Below are 18,140 nucleotides of genomic sequence, written 5' to 3'. Positions count from 1 at the left end.
CGCCCTCATAGCAGGTCGCGGTGGGTGGCGATGGCCTTGGGCAGGCTGATCAGGACGCGGGTGCCGTGGTCGTCGACGATGGGGCTGGCGGCGGCGATGCGGCCGTTCATGGCCTCGACGAAGCCCCTGGCGATGGCCAGACCCAGCCCGGCGCCCTGGGTGCGGTCGGACGGCTCTTCCATGCGGCGGAACTTGTCGAACACCCGCTCCAGTTCGGCGGTGGGGATGCCCTTGCCCTCGTCCTCGATGGAGATGACGACCGAGCCGCGATCCTCATAGGCCGCCAGTTCGATGCGCGAGCCGTCCGGGCTGTAGGCGATGGCGTTCTCGAGGATGTTGACCACGGCCTGTTCCAGCAGGCCTTCATCGACCATGACCATGCTGAGGTCGGCGGGGAAGTCGCGGGTCAGGTCGCGGGCGCCGAGGCGGCGGCTGACGCGCTGAGCCGCCGCGTTGAGCACGTCGCGGACGTCGGTCCAGTCGGCGCGAATGTTGAGCCCGCCACCCTCCAGCCGGGTCATGTCCAGCAGGTCGCCGACGTAGCGGTTCAGGCGCTCGGCCTCCTCGCGGATGCTGAGCAGCAGGTCGGCGCGGACGTCGGGCTTCAGGCTGTCGCCGTAGTCGATCAGGGTAGTGGCCGAGCCGAGTACGGTGGACAAGGGCGTGCGCAGGTCGTGGCTGACCGAATTCATCAGGGCGCCCCGGAAGCGGTCGGCGCGCTTGAGGGTCTCGGTCTCCAGCGCCTGACCGGCCAGTTCGGCCCGCTCGATGGCGACAGCGCCCTGACCCAGGATGGCCAGCGCCAGACGCTCCTCGTCCGAGCCGGGGGCCAGGGCGTCCGCCTCGATCCCCGCGACGCCGGAGCGACCGCGCACGCCCTGCAGAGGGCGGAAGGTCCAGCTGGTCTGGGGCAGGGTGCCCGTTCCATGGCCGGCGGGTTCGCCCTTCTCCCAAGCCCAGCGGGCGGCGGCCATGGCGGCGGCGCCCAGCTGGAGCGGCGGCTCGACCACGGGGGCGGAGGCGGCGACGGCCAGGTCCTCGCCCTCGGGCAGCAGGACGACTGCCTTGGCCCCGGCGGCGGCGCTGGCCTGTTCGGCGAGGGCGCGGGCGGTGGCGCGGGCGTCCTCGGCGCCGGACAGGGTCTGGCTGGCGGCCAGCAGGGCGGAGACGGCGGAGGCGCGGCGCTGGGCCCGGCTGACCTGTTCGCGCACCCGCCCGGCGAGGGCGCCGGTGGTCAGGGCCACGCCCCAGAACAGGATCAGGGTCAGCAGATCCGTCGGGGAGCCGATGGAGAAGCTGTAGAGCGGTCTCAGGAAGAGGAAGTTGTAGACGAGGAAGGCCGCCGTCGCCGCCGCCAGGGCGGGGCGCAGGCCGTAGAGCACGCCCGCGCAGACCACGGCGGCGAGGTAGATGACGCCCAGATCGACGCGCTCGAAACTGTTGTCCAGCAGCAGGCCCAGCCCGGTCGCGGCGGCCACCAGCACCACGCCGACGCCGTAGCCGGTCCAGCCCGCATGCGAGGCCGTCGGCCAGCGCAGGGCGGGGCGCTCCGGGGGCGCGGCGTCGGTGATGATGTGGACCGCGGCGCCTTCGGAGGCCCGCAGAAGCTCGGCGGCCAGCGACCGGCCGAGGAAGGCGCTGAAGCGGTTCTCGCTCCCCCGCGCCAGCACGATCTGGGTGATGTTGTTGCGACGGACGTAGTCCATCACCGCGCGCACCACGTCGTCGCCGCTGAGGCGGACGCTGCCGCCGCCGAGCTGTTCGGCCAGCTGGGCGGCTTCGGACAGGCGGGCGGAGGCGACGGGATCGGGCGCGCCCGCGCTGGGCCGGTCGACGTGGGCCACGGTCCAGGGGGCGTCCATCATCATGTCGGACAGGCGCCGTCCGGTGCGGACCAGGGTGGCGGCCATGGCGTCGCCGCCGACCAGCACCAGAATGCGCTCGCCCGCGGCCCACGGCCCCTCCACCCCCTTCTCGCGCAAGGCGGCGACCAATTGGTCGTCCACGGTCTGGGCGGCGCGGCGCAGGGCCAGCTCGCGCAGGGCGGTGAGGTTCTCGACCTTGAAGAAATTCTCGGACGCCAGCCGGGCGGTTTCCGGGACGTAGACCTTGCCCTCGCCCAGCCGCTTGCGCAGCTCGTCCGGGGTGATGTCGATCACCTCGATGTCGTCGGCGCGGCTGAGGGCGCTGTCCGGCACGGCCTCGCGCTGGCGTACGCCGGTGATGCGCAGGACGACGTCGGACAGGCTTTCGAGATGCTGGACGTTCAGGGTGGTCCAGACGTCGATCCCGGCGTCGAGGATCTCTTCCACATCCTGCCAGCGCTTGGGATGACGCGAGCCGGGGGCGTTGGAGTGGGCGTACTCGTCGACCAGCAGCAGGTCGGGACGGCGGGCGATAGCGCCGTCGATGTCGAACTCCAGAAGGGTTCGGCCCCGGTAGTCGATAGGGCTGCGGGCCATGACCTCAAGCCCGCGCAGCAGGCTTTCGGTCTCCTTGCGGCCATGGGTCTCGACCACCCCGACCACGACGTCGCCACCCTCGGCCTTACGCCTACGGGCCGCGCGCAGCATCTCGTAGGTCTTCCCGACGCCGGGAGACATGCCGAGAAACACCTTCAGCCGCCCGCGTTTCCGGCGGGCGGCTGGCGATGCGGACGGGTCAGGTCCGGACGCGGTCAAGATCGCGGCAACTCCGCATCGAGGGCGCGGTTGGTCATCAGCACATTGACGTGCGGCTGGCCGATGAAGCCGAGCACCGGCTGCTCAACATGCTTCTCGATGATGCGCTGGACCTGATCCACGGAGACGCCCCGGGCCGTCGCGATGCGCAGGGCCTGAAGCCGAGCGTAGGCCGGGGAAATGTCCGGGTCGAGACCCGAGCCGGAGGCGGTGACCGCGTCGGCGGGGATGGCACCCGCGCCGTCCCCAACGCTGCCCTCAGCCCGGATCGCGGCGGCGCGCTCGGCCACCGCGGTCTTGAGGTCCGCGTTCAGCGGTCCGAGGTTCGATCCCGACGAGGCCGAGGCGTCGTACCCGTCGCCCGCCGCGGAGGGGCGGGGGTGCAGGTAGCGGGCCTCGGCGAACGACTGGCCGATCAGGGCCGAGCCGCGCACGGCGCCATCCCGGTCCTTGATCAGGCTGCCGTTGGCCTGGGCCGGGAAGGCGGCCTGGGCGACGCCCGTGACCGCCAGCGGATAGGCTCCGCCCAGCACCAGGGTGAACAGCCCGGTCATGACAATGGCCGGACGAAGGTGGGAGATCATGATCTCGCTCCTTAGAAAGCCGCCTTCAGCGTCGCCACGGCGCGCGAGCCGTAGTTGTCGCCGAAGTCGTTTTCATCGGTGTCGTGATAGCGCACGTCCACCGCCAGATTGTCGGTCAGCTGGTAGGCCGCGCCAACGTTCCAGGTGTTGTAGTCGAAGTCCGAAGACACCCACTGGCGGCCGACGGCGCCCGACAGGGTCCACTTGTCGGCCGGGCTCCAGGCGCCGTTCACCTCAAGGTAGGTGGCTTCATCTTCCGAAGCGCCGAAGAAGTCCGGCGAATAGAAGACCGCGGCGCCGACCGTCGCCGGTCCCACCGCGCGCGAGGCGGCGGCCTTGAACTCCACGTAGTCGTAGTCCGCGCCGTTCGGCTGGCTGGTGTAGAGGTAGCCGATCACGCCGAAGTCGAGGTTGAAGCCGCTGACCTCGGGGCGGTAGCCGGCGTAGAGGTCCACTTCAGCGTCGGTCTCGCCGTCGCCGAAGTCGACGTTCGAGGCCCAGGCGCCGGCGTAGAAGCCGTTGTGGGTCAGGTCGACGCCGGCCGAGATCGCCGGGTCTTCCATCGTCTGGCTGACGCCACGGAAGACGTAGTCGGAGGTCACGGCGCCGTTCCAGGAGATCTGGGGACCGGTGGCTTCCTGGGCGCGGGCGCTGCCGACCACGCCGATGACGAGGAGGGCGGCGATGCAGACGCCCGAGAACCACAGATCGTTGCGGCCCGAGGCTTTGAAGGTGCGTTTGCGGTGCATGGAAGTTTGTCCTTGAAGAAGAGAGAGGGGATCAGGCCAGGCCGAGGCCGGTGATCACGATGTCGATGAGTTTGATGCCGACGAAGGGCGCGACGAGACCGCCGAGGCCGTAGATCAGCAGGTTGCGGCCGAGCAGCTTCCCGGCGCCCACGGCGCGGTATTTGACCCCGCGCAGGGCCAGCGGGATCAGGGCGACGATGACCAGGGCGTTGAAGATCACCGCCGACAGGATCGCGCTTTCGGGCGATCCCAGCTGCATGATGTTCAGCGCGCCGAGCGACGGCAGGGCGACCACGAACATCGCCGGGATGATGGCGAAATACTTGGCCACGTCGTTGGCGATCGAGAAGGTCGTCAGGGCGCCGCGGGTGATCAGCAGTTGCTTGCCCACCTCGACGATCTCAATGACCTTGGTCGGGTCGGAGTCCAGATCGACCATGTTGCCGGCCTCGCGCGCGGCCTGGGCGCCGGTCTGCATGGCTACGCCGACGTCTGCCTGGGCCAGGGCCGGGGCGTCGTTGGCGCCGTCGCCGCACATGGCGACCAGACGCCCCTTGGACTGCTCGGCCTTGATCAGGCGCATCTTGTCCTCGGGCGTGGCCTCGGCGAGGTAGTCGTCCACCCCGGCTTCCGAGGCGATGGCCGCCGCCGTGACCGGGTTGTCGCCGGTGATCATGACGGTGCGCAGGCCCATCAGGCGCAGTTCGGCGAAGCGCTCCTTCACGCCCGGCTTGACCACGTCCTTCAGGTGGATGACGCCGACCAGCATGCCGTTCTCGGTGACCGCCAGAGGCGTGCCGCCCGAGCGGGCGATACGATCCACGGCGGTGCGGAACTCGGACGACACCATGGTCTCGTCCATGTTCAGCGACTTGAGCACCGCATCGACCGCGCCCTTGCGCCAGCTGTCCTTGCCCGCGTCGAGGCCCGACTGGCGGGTCACGGCGGTGAAGGGGATGGCTTTCGAGCCGACCGGGGCGTCGACCACGATCCCGGCGTTGCGGCCCAGTTCGACGATCGAGCGGCCTTCCGGGGTCTCATCCGCCAGAGAGGCGGTGACGGCGGCGCGCAGGGCGCCTTCCGGACGGATGCCCGGGACCGGGATCACTTCGGTGGCCATGCGGTTGCCGAAGGTGATGGTGCCGGTCTTGTCGAGCAGCAGGGTGTCGACGTCGCCGGCGGCTTCAACGGCGCGGCCCGAGGTGGCCAGGACGTTGACCTTCAGCAGGCGGTCCATGCCGGCGATGCCGACGGCGGACAGGAGGCCGCCGATGGTCGTCGGGATCAGGGTGATGAACAGGGCGCCCAGAACGATGGGGTCCAGCTTCACGCCCGAATAGGCGCCCAGGCCCAGCAGGGTCACGACCGCGATCAGGAAGACCAGGGTCAGACCCGCCAGCAGAACCGACAGGGCCAGTTCGTTCGGCGTCTTTCGACGGTTGGCGCCCTCGACCATGGCGATCATGCGATCGAGGAAGGTCGAGCCCGGCGCCGAGGTGATGCGCACCTTGATCCAGTCCGAGACGACGGTGGTGCCGCCGGTGACGGCGGAACGGTCGCCGCCGCTTTCGCGGATCACCGGGGCGCTTTCACCGGTGATGGCGGCCTCGTTGACCGAGGCGACGCCCTCGATGATCTCGCCGTCCGAGGCGATGACATCGCCCGCCTCGACCAGGATCACCGAACCGACGACCAACTCATGGGCCGGCGTGGGGACGATGGTTCCGGTCTTGGGATCGATGATCAGCTTGGCCTTGGTCGTCACCCGGGTGGCGCGCAGGCTGTCGGCGGCCGCCTTGCCCCGCCCTTCGGCGACGCTTTCGGCCATGTTGGCGAACAGGACGGTGGCCCAGAGCCACAGCGCCAGCTGCACCGCGAAGCCCGCCGACTGGCCCGCCGCCACCGCCGCGACCGCCGAAACGGTCGCCAGCAGGGCCACGATCCAGGTGGCGAAGATGACCGGATTGCGCAGCAGTTTGCGCGGATCCAGCTTGATGAAGGCGTCGCCGAGCGCGCGGCCCAGCATGGCGCCGTTGAGCCCTCCCGCGAGAGGCGCCGGACGGGCCTTGCCGCCCGGCAGTTCAGGATTTGCGAATGTCATTGGGGATGTCCGTCAGAACGCCCCGCCGAGCATCTGGAAATGCTCGACGATGGGTCCGAGAGCGAGCGCAGGGAAGAACTGCAGTCCGCCGAGGATGATGATCACGCCGATCAGCAGGCCGATGAACAGGCCGCCGTGGGTCGGAAGGGTGCCGGTGCTGGGGGCCAGTTTCGGCTTGGCGACCAGGCTGCCCGCGACAGCGAGGACGGCGACGGCGGGGACGAAGCGCCCGAACAGCATGCCGATGCCTTGCGTCGTGTTCCACCAGGGCGAGTTGGCCGACAGACCACCGAAGGCCGAGCCGTTGTTCGCCGCCGCCGAGGTGTAGGCGTACAGGATCTCCGACAGGCCGTGCGGACCGTCATTCAGCAGGCCTTCCAGCGCCGTCGGCAGGACCGCCGCCACCGCCGCGAAGCCGAGAATGGCCAGCGGCAGAACGAGGACAGCCACCATGGTGTACTGGATCTCGCGAGCCTCGATCTTCTTGCCGAGGTATTCCGGCGTGCGGCCGACCATCAGGCCTGCCACGAAGACCGAGAGCAGGGCCATCAGGACCATGACCGCGATGCCCGAGCCGATGCCGCCGGGCAGGATCTCGCCCAGTTGCATCAGGAACATCTGCAGGCCACCGCCCAGCGGCATGTAGCTGGCGTGCATGGAGTTGACCGAGCCGTTCGAGGCGCCGGTCGTCATGGTCGCCCAGGCGGTCGAGGCCGGAGCGCCGAGACGGACTTCCTTGCCTTCCATGTTGACCGAGGCGTCGACGCCGGCGGCCACCAGGGCCGGAGCCGGCTGGGTTTCGATGACGTACATGGCCGCGGCCGAAGCGCTCAGGATGAGGGTCGCGACGATGACCAGGGCCTTGATGTCGCGCTTGGCCAGGGCCGAACGCCCGAAGGCGAAGAAGGCCGCCCAGCCCAGCACGTTGATCGAGACCGCCGTGATGAAGTTGGTCAGGGCCGTCGGGTTCTCGAACGGGTGCGCCGAGTTGACGTTGAAGATGCCGCCGCCGTTGATGCCCAGCTGCTTGATCGCCAGCTGGCTGGCGGCCGGGAACAGGGGCAGGGTCTGCGAACCGCCTTCCATGGTCGTCGCCGAGGCGCTGGCCGCGAGGCTCTGCACCACGCCCAGACCGGCCAGCACGATGGCCAGCACGAAGGACAGGGGCAGAAGGACGTACAGGGTCGTCCGGGTCAGGTCGGCCCAGAAATTGCCGACGCCCTCGCCACGGTTGGCGATGAAGGCGCGGGCCAGGGCGGCCGCGATGGTCGCGCCGGTGGCGGCCGAGACGAAGTTCTGCATCGTCAGGCCGACCATCTGGCTGAAGGTCGACATGGTCGCCTCACCGCCATAGCTCTGCCAGTTGGTGTTGGTCACGAAGCTGACGGCCACGTTGAAGGCCTGATCGGTCGTGAGACCGCCGAACCCTTGCGGGTTCATCGGCAGGATGCCCTGCAGACGCAGGATGCCGTACAGCAGGACGAAGCCCGCCAGGTTGAACGCCAGCAGGGCGCCGGCGTAGCCCAGCCAGCCCTGGCTGCGGTTCGGGTCGATACCCGAAGCCTTGTAGAAGACACCCTCAACCGGTTTCAGAACCGGATCGAGCCAGGTCCGCTCGCCATTCCAGACGCGCGACATATAGACCCCGATCGGCCAGCCCAGCAGGGTGGCGAGACCCAGGGTCAGGGCGATTTCCGCCCAGCCTTGAATGTTCATTGCAGCGGCCCCCTCAGAACCGCTCGGGGCGCACCAGCGCCGCGACCATGTAACCGGCGACGACGACCGCGCCGACGCCCCAGAGGATGGAAACGATCACCGTCACATCCTCTTCAATGCAGCAGCGAGGGCGGCGAAGAGCAGGAATGCTCCGCCGCCCAACGCCAGAAAGATCAGATCGGACATTGCCGACGCCTCCGACTTTGTGGAGGCGGGACAAGGCTCCCGAACCGCGTAAGGGCGCCATTCGGGTTCAGCGCGGCGGTATAAGGAAACCATAAGGCCGGGCTGGCGGCTTATGCGCCGCTTATGCGGGCGGACGGTTTTCGAATGGCGCGCTGAGGCCCGGCGGGTGTCGATTGACGACCTCTTCAACGGAGGTCGAGATGACCCGCAATCACCTGCTGAAGGCCACCCTGAATTCGCGTCCGGAGCGCGCTGTCTGGCGCATGACCATGGACCTGATCGGTCAGGCCTTCGGCGCCCGCCCCGCCGCGAGCCGACAGGAGCGCATCCGATGATGTCCGGCTACGTCGACGATCGCCCGTCGCCGAGGTCATCGTCGCCGCAGGCGCGGCGGTATGTGGTCGAGCGCGCCTGCGGCGGCTGGTGCGTGGCGCTGAACGGCTGCCGGACCCGACCCCTTGCCCGATGCCGGGATGCCGAAAGGCTCGCCCGGCGCCTTCAGTCCCAGGCCGACCGTCTCAACCGGGGAGGCTGACGAGGTTGCGAAGTGACGTCGGCGACGGCGTCTTTCAGGACGCCGCCGCCGTCCGCTCCAAATCGCAGTCTCCATCCTTGGCCCAGTAGATGCTCTTGGGTCTGGAGAGACTCCCGTGTTCCGTCTCGATCTCCAGTCGTTGACGCGCATTCGGCTCGTCGTAGCGCTCCAGCCCCCGAACGCCGGCCTGCTCCAGAATAGACCGGGGAAACCACACCGAATGATATTCAGCGGTCGTCGTGATCGGCGTGCCGGGATTGGTGGACCGGTTCGGTGTGTACGTATGTGTGGCGTTCTGAAGGCGTGCTGCGCAAAGGAACAGCCACGGTGAAACACCGGCTTCTTCAAGCAGGCTCGTCATCCGGCCGGCTTGCTCTTCAGCAAACTCGAGCTCGTCCGCGGTGATGCTATCAGGATGATCGCGGAACCAGGCCAGAGAACTGATCGGGCTGCCATGGAAGGTGATGGCCGTGAATCCGTTGATCAGGCGCTCGCGGGCTGTAATCCAGACGATCGCACAGCCAGAGCTGCACTCCCCTGTAACGCGGACGCGCGCACGGCGCTCGCGCGCCATACGCGACATTTCGAACGAGGCCCGGGCATCTCCCCCGAGACTTTGGACGTCGAGAATCTCGTTCTGGCCGAGCACATCAGACAGCCAGTCCACGCTCTCGGCACTGATATCCTGATGGAAGATCACATACTCCATTCGACGGATCGTGAAGTCGAAGATCTCCTCGCGTTGTCGCCGAAAAAACTCTTCCGCCGACCTCTCCAGAGGGGTGGGCGCGGGAGCGAGGGCGCCGTCCTGCGAGGACGGAGGGCCCAGGGCAGGGCCTGCAAGGGAAGCGAGCAAAGCAAGTTCAGCGAGCATGGTCCCTCAACCTTTCGGAGTGGTCAGCTAGAAGGCCAAGACGCGGACCGTCAAGCGCGACCCGTCAAGCACGGCGCGTCAGGGCTGGTTCGCCAGGGCTTGGAACGCTTGGGAGGTGAGGCCATGCGGGCCGTCAGGGCCGTGGTGCGGGCGGTCGGGCTCGAACCGACACTCCTTTCGGAACCGGATTTTGAGTCCGGCGCGTCTACCAGTTTCACCACGCCCGCACAGGCCGTGGACGACGCGAGGCGTCGCCGGGAGCGATGACCTAGCCGGTCGCCTCCGCGCGGGCAAGCGCCTTGGGCGGTGGGAGAAGGGGGCGGCGCTCAGGGGCGCTGTCCGCGCCCGCGCTGTTCCCGGGCGCGGATCCGATCTTCCTGGTTCGTGTAGCCTTCCATGACGAAGTTCGACCGGAACTGCACCATGACAGGACGGAAGACGCCGTCCGGCGAAGGGGGCTGGTTCACAATGGCCGGCCGGATGCCGCGCAGGGCCGCCTCACCGAAGCCGCCGTCGCCGGGGTGCTCGCTTTCGATGACACAATCCCGCAGCCGGCCATCCTCGGAGGTCAGGCAGGAGGTGACGGCGAAGCCTCTGGCGTAACGGCTCACCGGAAACTCGGGGCGGGGGGCTTGCCGCCAGGTGACCCCGGACGGCAGCCCGTCCTCGGGCAGATCCCTGAGTTGGGCGTCGCGCGGATCGACGAGCGGCTTGCGGCAGGTGGTCAGCACATCGTCGATCGCGGCGCTGGAGGCAGGCAGGCTGAGGTCGTATCGCAGGTGCCGCCCGCCTTCCGCGCCGCCCGGCACGCGGATCTGCAGCCGACCGCCCTCGCGCAGTTTGCGCGCGAAGGGCGCGGGGCGTTCGCTCAGCGCTACCGCCCGGTTCATGGCGATGTTCCAGGTCTGGTGCTCGAACTCATCCTCGCCGAAGGCGACCTGCAAGGTCCGGGTTTCGCGCCGTGCCTCCGGTTCCGGCAGGCCGGTCAGCAGGGCTTGGAGATTGCCGTCCGCGCACCGCACGGCGAGGGTCAGGCCGTTGTCGAGTGCGGAAAACACGATGTGCAGCTTCTGGCGATCGTCGCGATGGACATCCCAGTCGCGGATGTTGTCCTGCGCGAGGGCGGGCACGCTCACCGCCATGATCGTCAGGACCGTGATTACCCGTTTCATGTCGCTTTCCCCCGCGGACTGAAGACCTGTTCTAGGTCAGCGCCCGAAGAGAGGAAAGAGTTGCGCGGATCGGCAGGCGTGACTTCGGGTTGCGAGGGGCGTCGTTACCGCTCGGCCTCGACGTGGGCGTCGGTGCCGCCATGCTGGATGTTGCGGGCGCGGATGAACATCTCGATGCGCTGGGTCACGACCATGCCGGCGGCGAACAGCATGAAGGCCTCAAGGATGGCCAGCGGGTTGATGTGCCAGTCCGCGGCATGGGCCTCGAGCCAGGGCTCCAGTGCGCGACGGCCGACCATGACGCCGATGATGATGAACAGGCCGATGGGTGAGGCCTGGGCCTTCAGCACGCCGTCCGGCGTCTTGTGGATGGTGGTCATCTTCCCGCGCTGCCAGCCGAAGGCGGCGCCCAGAGCCAGGCCGACGGCAAGGATCAGCAGCGACACCGGATCGGTCGGCGGCGCGCTCCGGCTGCTCATGCTCATGGCCCAGAAGCCGAAGCTGATGGCGGCGACCACGATCAGCGGGACCACCCAGAGGAACTCGGGTCGCAGGGTGCGCGGCTTGCGGTTCCGCAGCAGGACAAACGGGATCACCGCCGCGATGGCGATCAGCGGAACAAGCTGTTGTTGAGTCACTGAAGGAACGCCCCCTGTCTGCGGCGAAATGGCGCAGGCAGGGGGAGATTAGCGTTCCGGCGAGGCGCGTAAAGGCCTGTCGGATCAGCCCTCGACCGGACCGACCGTCTGCTCGATGGCGCCGAAGATCGAGTGGTGCTTCTCGTCCAGCATCTCGATGCGGACCGTGTCGCCATGTTTGAGGAAGCCGGTCTCCGGCTTGCCACGCAGGATGGTCTCGACGGTGCGGACCTCGGCGATGCAGCTGTAGCCCAGACCGCCCTCGGCCACCGGCTTGCCCGGGCCGCCGTCGGCGTCGCGGTTCGAGACCGTGCCCGAGCCGATGACCGTGCCGGCGCACAGGGCGCGGGTCTTGGCCAGGTGGGCGATCAGGGTTCCGAAGTCGAAGGTCATGTCGACGCCGGCGTCGGCCTTGCCGAAGTCGGCGCCGTTCAGTTGCACCGACAGTTCCCCGTGCAGCTTGCCGTCCTTCCAGCGGTCGCCCAGCGCCTCGGGCGTGACGAAGACGGGCGACAGGGCGCTGGCGGGCTTGGACTGGACGAAGCCGAAGCCCTTGGACAGTTCCGCCGGGATCAGGTTGCGCAGGCTCACGTCGTTGACCAAGCCGACCAGCCGGATGTGCGTCAGCGCCTCCTCGCGGGTCACGCCCTGCGGCACGTCGCCGGTGACGACGACGATCTCGGCCTCCAGGTCGCAGCCCCAGCTTTCATTGGCCAGCGGGATCGGATCGCGCGGGTTCAGGAAGCCGTCCGAGCCGCCCTGATACATCAGGGGATCGGTCCAGAAGCTGTCCGGCATCTCGGCGTTGCGGGCCTGACGCACGAGGGCGACGTGGTTCACATAGGCCGAGCCGTCGGCCCACTGATAGGCGCGGGGCAGGGGCGAGGCGGCATCGCGCTCGTGGAAGCGGCCGCGTGGCACCCCGCCGTGTTCCAGGCTTTCGGCCAGGGCGCGCAGGTCGGGCTCGACCCGGTCCCAGTTGTCCAGCGCGGCCTGCAGCGTCGGGGCGATCAGGAAGGCGTCGGTGAACCAGGCGAGATCGCTGGAGACGACGACGAGGCGGCCGTCACGGCCATGCTTGAGCGAGGCGAGTTTCATGCCGAACGCCTAGCCGGTTTCCTCGCGAGGGGAAACCGGGCGCCGTGTCGGTGGCGGATCAGCCGTGGCTGAGGCGGGGGCCGGGTGAGCTGCCGGACAGTTCCCGCAGCGCGGCGCGCAGGGCCTCGGTCCGCGCGCCCTCATGCCGCCAGTGCTCATTGAAGGCGGCGACGGCGAGGCGCAGCTGATCGATCTGCTCGCGCCGGGAGAGGGGCTTGGGTTTGGGCGGGTGCGGCGGATGTCCACCATGCTCCGGCTTTTCCGGTCTGGCGGACGTCGAGGGCGCGACGTTGATGGTGATGTTGGCCGCCGCCGCGCCCACGCTGGAGGTGGGGCTATGACCGTGATCCGGGCCCTTGTCGGCGTGGTCGCCGGGCTTGTCGTCATGATCCTTGCCGTGGGCGTGGTCGGCATCGTCCCCGTGATCGTCGTGCGGGGTCGGGCGCTTGCCGGCGACGGCGTCGTTCAGGGCCGCGACACAGGCCGCCAGACCCTCGCCATTGCCGGCCAGGGCGAGCGTGTGGCCCAGCCGCCGGTCCACGACGGCGAGCAGATGCTCGGCGCGTCCATGCAGGGCGTTGTCATCGGCCTTCATCGCGTCCTTGGCCGCGCCGTCGATGGCCTTCCAGATCGAGGCAGAGGCGTCGCCGGTCTTCGGCGCGGACTGGCCGTGCAGGAACCAGCCCAGCAGCGCCGCCGCCAGCAGGCCGAGAATCAGCGCGCCCCACAGCACCGGATCGGCGCCGAAATAGATCGGGGCGTCCAGCGGGGCGTTGGCCGGATCGGCCGTGGCGAAGTCTGCGCCGTAGGACATGGAGGCTCCCGCTGAGTGACCGAACGGCATTCTGCGTGGACGGCTCCGCTTGGCAACCGGAAAAGGTTAACGGCTGTGGATTCAGCCTGGCGGGTGGATCAGTGCCTTGGCCTCGGCGCCCTCGCGTCCGCCGATCAGCCGCACCTCGACCTCGACGGCGATGGCGCCTTCGGGCTGGTGGGCCCAGAGGTAGCGGCGCTCCACCTCGACATCGCGGCCCGAGGGCGCAACGCCCTCGAAGGTGTCGCCCCACGGCGTGACGGCCTTCATGTCTGGCCAGGGCAGGGCGCAGGCGGCGTCCAGCTCCTCGATGGCCATCTCTGACAGTTCGTCGTCTTTCACAGCCACCGGCGCACCCTTGAACGATAGGCGTCCCAGTCGGCGCCGAATTTGGCGGACAGATAAGCCTCTTCGCGCAGGACCACAAAGCGGTCGACCACGACCATGCAGGGCAGGACCATCGCCAGCGCCGCCCAGCTGTCCATGGCGGTGGCGAAGCCGAGGTAGATCAGGGCGAAACCGACATAGATCGGATTGCGGCTGAAGGCGTACAGGCCGTCGGTGGCCAGGGCGGTGGTCGCCTTCCATGGCTCGGACGGCGTGCCCAGACGGCGGAAGCGGGTCAGGGCCGCCATCTCCAGCAGCAGGCCGAGGATGATCAGGGCGAAGGCCAGCCCGCGCCGGACGTCCGTCGGGAGACCGACCGAAGGCTCATCGATCAGCGCGCCCAGCCCCCAGCCCGCGAACAGGAAGGCGACATAGATCAGCGGCGGCGGGAAGCGGACGGGGCCGGTGGTGTCGGGTGCGGTCACGGACGGAGCTCTTCGTCGCCGTAGATGGCGACCTCTGCGGCGGTCTCGCTGGCGACCGCGCCGCGATACATGCCGGAGGTGTTCATGGCGAAGGCGGGAAGGCCTCGCCGGGTCATGACAATTACCCCGCCCTCGCCGCCGAGGGAGCCCACTTCCTTAATTTCAGCCTCTGCCGCGACCAGGTCGCGGCGTCTTGCGGGGGTCAGACAGATCGTCTCCATCCCGCCGCCCGGAATGCCACAGGCGGACTGAAACTCGGCGTCGTGGATCGCGTACTGCTGCTCTGGCGTCAGGGCATTCCATGCGGCGATCCGAGCGCAGATATCCCGCGCCACCGTCGCCCGGATGAAGTACTCGCCCGAACCGGTGGCCGAGACCGCGCAACCGTCGGCGTTGGAGGCGTATGTGCCGGCGCCGATGACCGGTACGTCGCCGACGCGGCCCCAGCGCTTGGCGGTCATGCCGCCGGTCGAGGTGCCCGCCGCCAGTCGGCCCTCGCTGTCGATGGCCACAGCGCCGACCGTGCCGAACTTCCTCTCGTTCAGCGGCGGTTGGGGCAGGATGTTCTCCGCCTGCGGACCGGGCGCGCCGGCGGGGCGCGCGGGGATCGGCAGGTTCTGGCGCCGCAGCTCGCGCTCCAGCCCTTGCCAGCGGCGCTCTGTGAAGAAGAAGCTCGGGTCCACCTGCTCCAGCCTGACCGAGGCGGCGAAGCTGTCTGCGCCGGGGCCGATCAGCATGACGTGGGGCGACTGGTCCATCACCGCGCGGGCGGCGGCGATGGGATGGCGGGTGGTGGTCAGGCCCGCGACCGACCCGGCGTCCAGGGTCGAGCCGTCCATGACGGCGGCGTCCAGCTCATTGCGGCCCTCGGCGGTGAAGACGGCGCCGCGCCCGGCGTTGAACAGCGGGTCGTCCTCCATGATCTGGATCGCGGCCTGTACGGCGTCCATGGCCGAGCCGCCCTCGGCGAGGATCGCCTGTCCGACCTCCAGCGCGCGGTGCAGGGCGGCGCGATAGGCGGCGTCCTGTTCCGGCGTCAGGCTATCGCGCTCGATGACCCCGGCGCCGCCGTGGATGGCCAGGGACCAGCGCGGCGTTTCGATCGTGACGTTCTCCGGCACGACGGTCTGCGCCGCGACGGGGGCGGCGATCAGGGTGAGGGCGGTCGCGAGGGCGAGGCGGATACGGGTCATGGCCGCAAACTCGACCAGCGGAGCCGTGAACTCAAGCGATCAGAGCAGCCATTTCGGCGTGCGGATCTCCGCCGGGGCCATGCCGTACAGCCGGCGGCTGAGCCGCGCCAACCGCGCGCTCGGCCCGGCGGTGGGCGCCGCCAGCCAGGCGCAGCCCAGCAGGCGGTTCACCGAAGGCGGGCGGTCGATCCACCCGAACGGGCGGTCGGGCATCAGCAGGATGCGGCGGCGGCTGCCGTCACGGCGCGTCCGCCAGACCGGATCGCGTTGGGCGAGCTTGGCGAAGTCGGGATTGAGTGTGACGAGGACTTCTGGATCCCAGCTGCGCACCTGCTCGTGACTGACCTGGCGTATGCCTTCGGCGCCGGTCGCGACATTGGTCCAGCCGGCCCCTTCCAGCACCTCGGTCGCCAGCGTGCCGCGATAGCTGGTCCTCAATCCGTCATCACCGCGAGCGTAGTAGAAGCTCGGACCGGCGGTGCTGCGTCTCCAGTCCTCCAGAACTCCCTCCGCGTCCTCGGCGAGGGACTGGCCGCGATCCGCGTCGCCGAGCAGACGGCCCGCCTGAACAAAGGCCTCCGGAATGCGCTCCAGCGCGCCGTCGAGGATCGTCCAGGGCACGCCCAGCGACTCACTGACGGCCCGGCCGCGGGCGATGATCTCCGGATCGGTGTCGCCATAGTCGAGAATCAGCCGCGGACGGATGGCGGACAGGGTCGCGGTGTCGGCCAGCCGCACCGGCCCGGACAGGCCGCCCAGTTCCGGCAGTTCGGCGGCGCCGACGGCGAGGCCGACCAGGCATTCCGGGTCCGGCCGTCGGGGCCATCCGGCCAGTCTATCCCGCGCCACCGCCCAGATCAGCAGGGCGGCCGGCTGGCCGGCGGCGATGACGTTTCGCTGCGCGGTCGGCGAGCGGACGCAGGCGGCGGCCGCGAAGGTCGCTCCCAGTCCGATCAGTGTGTCGCGCCGCGTGGCCATAAGGCTCCAACTGCAATGTGCGGCATCGCGCCTATCCTGCGCCGAGGGGCGGGGACAAGCGGCTTTTCAGCAATTTACCCTTAACCCTTGTGGTCGCTTGCTCCGCATGCTGCTTATGCGCCCATCGCGTCAGGTAGGGGCGCAAGCATTATGGGAGTTGGCCGTTGAGTACGACGGACACCGGGGGCCAGCTTGGCGCTGAGCCCCGCAAGACGTTTCTGGGGCACCCGCGCGGGCTGGTCGTCCTGTTCTTCACCGAGATGTGGGAGCGCTTCTCCTACTACGGCATGCGGGCCCTGCTGGTCCTGTACCTGACCCAACACTTCCTGTTCGGCCCGGCGGAAGCCCAGGGCATCTACGCGGCCTATGCCGCGCTCGTTTATCTGATGCCGGTGCTGGGCGGCATGATCGCCGACAAGTATCTCGGGTCGCGCAAGGCCGTCATCATCGGCGCCGTGCTGCTGGTGGCCGGTCACTTCACGATGGCGTTCGAGGGATCGGGCGGCAAGGAAAGCCTGACCATCGGCGACACGACCTATCAGATCGAGGTCGATGGCCGTGACCAGAACCGCCGCATGTTCGCCGTCAACGGCGACGAGCGGGTTCAGATCGCCATCACCCCGGAAGGCGTCTCGACCGTCGGCGCCGAGCCGTCGGCCGCCAACGCCTCTGACGCGGCCGCAGCCGCCGTGGCCGAGACGACCGAAGGCGCGGCTCCGGCCGGCACGCTCGATCCGGCGACCCAGGCGGCTCCGGCCGCGGCCGCCGCCGCCGGCTTCCCCGCCTTCACGGCGTCGGGCGCCTATACGCTGGAAACCACCCGCGACACCCAGATGGGCGAGCCGGTGCTGTTCCTGGCCCTGTCGCTGATCATCGTCGGCGTCGGCTTCCTGAAAGCCAACATCTCGACCGTCGTCGGCTCGCTCTATGAAGAGAACGATCCGCGTCGCGACGGCGGCTTCACCATCTTCTACGTCGGCATCAACCTGGGCTCGTTCCTGGCGACGGCGGCGTGTTCGTACCTCGGCATCAAGTACGGCTGGGCCTACGGGTTCGGCCTGGCCGGCATCGGCATGCTGTTCGGCCTGCTGACCTTCATCCTCGGCCAGAACTGGCTTGAGGGCCGCGGCGGTCCGCCGGTTCCGGTCGAGGGCCGCAGCATCCTGGGCGTGCCGCTGGTGCCCTTCTTCTGGATCGCCGGCCTTGTCGCCGTCTTCCCGACCTGGCTGCTGATGCGCAGCCACGAGATCATCGAGACCGGCCTGCCGTGGATCGCGGGCGTCATCTTCGCCCTGGTCGTCGGCTACACCGTCTTCCGCCTCAAGGGCGCGGAGCGCAGCCGCATGCTGGTGGCGCAGGTCCTGATCTTCTTCTCGGTCCTGTTCTGGGCCCTGTTCGAACAGGCCGGCTCCTCGCTGACCCTGTTCGCTGACCAGTCCACCGAGATGCCGTCGTGGTTCAATGCGGCCATGACCCAGATGTTCAACCCGGGCATCATCGTCATCGGTGGTCCGATCGTGGCGGCCCTGTGGGTCTGGCTGGGCAAGCGTAACGCCGAGCCCTCGACCCCGGTGAAGTTCTCGTTCGGCCTGATGTTCGTGGGCTTCGGCTTCCTGGTCCTGATGTGGGCCGCCGGGAACATGGCCAATGCGGACTTCCGCGTGCCGCTGCTGTTCCTGTTCCTGACCTACTTCTTCCACACGATTGGCGAGCTGTGCCTGTCGCCGGTGGGCCTGTCGATGATCACCAAGCTGTCTCTGGCGCGCGTGGTGGGCATGATGATGGGCGTGTGGTTCCTGTCGAGCTCGGTCGCCCACATCGTGGCCGGCATCATCGCCAAGGCGACGGCGACGGACACCGTGGCCGGCGTGGTCACCGACCGTGCGGGCGCCCTGTCGACCTACGGTTCGATCTTCGGAACGATCGGCTGGGTCGGCGTCGGCGTCGGCATCTTCCTGCTGGTCATCTCGCCGCTGCTCAAGAAGGGCATGGCGGGCATCCACTGATCG

17 protein-coding genes and 1 tRNA gene are annotated in these 18,140 nt (G+C 68.9%); 2 read left to right on the top strand and 16 right to left on the bottom strand.

Going from position 1 to position 18,140, the window contains the following annotated elements; all coding sequences use genetic code 11:
- Positions 1 to 5: 5 nt before the first annotated feature.
- Genes ACFQQC_RS01355 through ACFQQC_RS01330 form a run of 6 tightly spaced genes read right to left on the bottom strand, consistent with a single transcriptional unit; the run spans position 6 to position 7,937 of the window.
- A complete protein-coding gene (locus ACFQQC_RS01355; protein WP_376858960.1) occupies positions 6 to 2,681 on the bottom strand; it encodes a DUF4118 domain-containing protein in 2,676 nt (891 codons plus the stop codon).
- Positions 2,678 to 3,265, bottom strand: coding sequence for a K(+)-transporting ATPase subunit C (gene kdpC / locus ACFQQC_RS01350; protein WP_376858958.1), 588 nt, complete (start codon positions 3,263 to 3,265; stop codon positions 2,678 to 2,680). The genes ACFQQC_RS01355 and kdpC overlap by 4 nt, the downstream gene beginning before the upstream one ends.
- An 11-nt stretch (positions 3,266 to 3,276) precedes the next feature.
- Positions 3,277 to 4,014, bottom strand: a complete 738-nt coding sequence (locus tag ACFQQC_RS01345) for a TorF family putative porin (protein WP_376858956.1) — start codon at positions 4,012 to 4,014, stop codon at positions 3,277 to 3,279.
- A gap of 31 nt (positions 4,015 to 4,045) precedes the next feature.
- A complete protein-coding gene (gene kdpB / locus ACFQQC_RS01340; RefSeq protein WP_376858954.1) occupies positions 4,046 to 6,115 on the bottom strand; it encodes a potassium-transporting ATPase subunit KdpB in 2,070 nt (689 codons plus the stop codon).
- A 12-nt stretch (positions 6,116 to 6,127) separates the two neighbouring features.
- Positions 6,128 to 7,831, bottom strand: a complete 1,704-nt coding sequence (kdpA, locus tag ACFQQC_RS01335; RefSeq protein ID WP_376858952.1) for a potassium-transporting ATPase subunit KdpA — start codon at positions 7,829 to 7,831, stop codon at positions 6,128 to 6,130.
- 13 nt (positions 7,832 to 7,844) lie between these two features.
- Complete coding sequence (locus tag ACFQQC_RS01330; protein ID WP_376858950.1) at positions 7,845 to 7,937, bottom strand: potassium-transporting ATPase subunit F; 93 nt, start codon at positions 7,935 to 7,937, stop codon at positions 7,845 to 7,847.
- Positions 7,938 to 8,217: 280 nt separating this feature from the next.
- Between ACFQQC_RS01330 and ACFQQC_RS01325 the strand changes: the two genes are divergently transcribed.
- Positions 8,218 to 8,352, top strand: coding sequence for a hypothetical protein (locus ACFQQC_RS01325; protein ID WP_376858948.1), 135 nt, complete (start codon positions 8,218 to 8,220; stop codon positions 8,350 to 8,352).
- 234 nt (positions 8,353 to 8,586) lie between these two features.
- Here ACFQQC_RS01325 and ACFQQC_RS01320 read toward each other — a convergent pair whose 3' ends face one another.
- From ACFQQC_RS01320 to ACFQQC_RS01275, 10 genes are all read right to left on the bottom strand, one after another.
- Positions 8,587 to 9,426, bottom strand: a complete 840-nt coding sequence (locus ACFQQC_RS01320; RefSeq protein ID WP_376858946.1) for a hypothetical protein — start codon at positions 9,424 to 9,426, stop codon at positions 8,587 to 8,589.
- A 142-nt stretch (positions 9,427 to 9,568) separates the two neighbouring features.
- Positions 9,569 to 9,653 (bottom strand) — tRNA-Leu (locus ACFQQC_RS01315).
- Between the two features lie 99 nt (positions 9,654 to 9,752).
- The gene (locus ACFQQC_RS01310) at positions 9,753 to 10,598 is read right to left on the bottom strand and encodes a hypothetical protein (protein WP_376858944.1); all 846 of its coding nucleotides are present in this window, start codon (positions 10,596 to 10,598) and stop codon (positions 9,753 to 9,755) included.
- A gap of 104 nt (positions 10,599 to 10,702) precedes the next feature.
- Positions 10,703 to 11,236: a DUF1453 domain-containing protein gene (locus tag ACFQQC_RS01305; protein ID WP_376858942.1), complete on the bottom strand. Its 534-nt coding sequence runs from the start codon at positions 11,234 to 11,236 to the stop codon at positions 10,703 to 10,705.
- An 84-nt stretch (positions 11,237 to 11,320) separates the two neighbouring features.
- Complete coding sequence (locus ACFQQC_RS01300; RefSeq protein ID WP_376858940.1) at positions 11,321 to 12,334, bottom strand: fumarylacetoacetate hydrolase family protein; 1,014 nt, start codon at positions 12,332 to 12,334, stop codon at positions 11,321 to 11,323.
- 58 nt (positions 12,335 to 12,392) lie between these two features.
- On the bottom strand, positions 12,393 to 13,148 hold the full coding sequence (locus tag ACFQQC_RS01295; protein ID WP_376858938.1) for a hypothetical protein: 756 nt from the start codon (positions 13,146 to 13,148) through the stop codon (positions 12,393 to 12,395).
- Positions 13,149 to 13,229: 81 nt separating this feature from the next.
- A complete protein-coding gene (locus tag ACFQQC_RS01290) occupies positions 13,230 to 13,466 on the bottom strand; it encodes a hypothetical protein (RefSeq protein WP_376860820.1) in 237 nt (78 codons plus the stop codon).
- A 20-nt stretch (positions 13,467 to 13,486) separates the two neighbouring features.
- Entirely contained in the window at positions 13,487 to 13,960 is a 474-nt protein-coding gene (locus tag ACFQQC_RS01285; protein ID WP_376858937.1) for a methyltransferase family protein, read from the bottom strand.
- A complete protein-coding gene (locus ACFQQC_RS01280) occupies positions 13,957 to 15,153 on the bottom strand; it encodes an isoaspartyl peptidase/L-asparaginase family protein (protein ID WP_376858935.1) in 1,197 nt (398 codons plus the stop codon). The genes ACFQQC_RS01285 and ACFQQC_RS01280 overlap by 4 nt, the downstream gene beginning before the upstream one ends.
- A 39-nt stretch (positions 15,154 to 15,192) precedes the next feature.
- On the bottom strand, positions 15,193 to 16,131 hold the full coding sequence (locus tag ACFQQC_RS01275) for a hypothetical protein (RefSeq protein WP_376858933.1): 939 nt from the start codon (positions 16,129 to 16,131) through the stop codon (positions 15,193 to 15,195).
- A gap of 164 nt (positions 16,132 to 16,295) precedes the next feature.
- Here ACFQQC_RS01275 and ACFQQC_RS01270 point away from each other — a divergent pair, with 164 nt between their 5' ends.
- On the top strand, positions 16,296 to 18,137 hold the full coding sequence (locus ACFQQC_RS01270) for a peptide MFS transporter (protein ID WP_376858931.1): 1,842 nt from the start codon (positions 16,296 to 16,298) through the stop codon (positions 18,135 to 18,137).
- The last annotated feature ends 3 nt before the right edge of the window (positions 18,138 to 18,140 follow it).

This window comes from Brevundimonas sp. GCM10030266 (assembly GCF_042666595.1).
Lineage (GTDB): Bacteria > Pseudomonadota > Alphaproteobacteria > Caulobacterales > Caulobacteraceae > Brevundimonas.
Note: the sequence above shows the minus strand (reverse complement) of the source record. Positions and strands in the feature narration are given on the sequence as shown.

Bases quoted from the DNA above. Each gene is read 5' to 3' on its own strand.
- kdpC (WP_376858958.1), bottom strand. From the start codon at position 3,265: ATGATCTCCCACCTTCGTCCGGCCATTGTCATGACCGGGCTGTTCACC.
- ACFQQC_RS01345 (WP_376858956.1), bottom strand. From the start codon at position 4,014: ATGCACCGCAAACGCACCTTCAAAGCCTCGGGCCGCAACGATCTGTGG.
- kdpB (WP_376858954.1), bottom strand. From the start codon at position 6,115: ATGACATTCGCAAATCCTGAACTGCCGGGCGGCAAGGCCCGTCCGGCG.
- kdpA (WP_376858952.1), bottom strand. From the start codon at position 7,831: ATGAACATTCAAGGCTGGGCGGAAATCGCCCTGACCCTGGGTCTCGCC.
- ACFQQC_RS01325 (WP_376858948.1), top strand. From the start codon at position 8,218: ATGACCCGCAATCACCTGCTGAAGGCCACCCTGAATTCGCGTCCGGAG.
- ACFQQC_RS01320 (WP_376858946.1), bottom strand. From the start codon at position 9,426: ATGCTCGCTGAACTTGCTTTGCTCGCTTCCCTTGCAGGCCCTGCCCTG.
- ACFQQC_RS01310 (WP_376858944.1), bottom strand. From the start codon at position 10,598: ATGAAACGGGTAATCACGGTCCTGACGATCATGGCGGTGAGCGTGCCC.
- ACFQQC_RS01300 (WP_376858940.1), bottom strand. From the start codon at position 12,334: ATGAAACTCGCCTCGCTCAAGCATGGCCGTGACGGCCGCCTCGTCGTC.
- ACFQQC_RS01295 (WP_376858938.1), bottom strand. From the start codon at position 13,148: ATGTCCTACGGCGCAGACTTCGCCACGGCCGATCCGGCCAACGCCCCG.
- ACFQQC_RS01290 (WP_376860820.1), bottom strand. From the start codon at position 13,466: ATGGCCATCGAGGAGCTGGACGCCGCCTGCGCCCTGCCCTGGCCAGAC.
- ACFQQC_RS01280 (WP_376858935.1), bottom strand. From the start codon at position 15,153: ATGACCCGTATCCGCCTCGCCCTCGCGACCGCCCTCACCCTGATCGCC.
- ACFQQC_RS01275 (WP_376858933.1), bottom strand. From the start codon at position 16,131: ATGGCCACGCGGCGCGACACACTGATCGGACTGGGAGCGACCTTCGCG.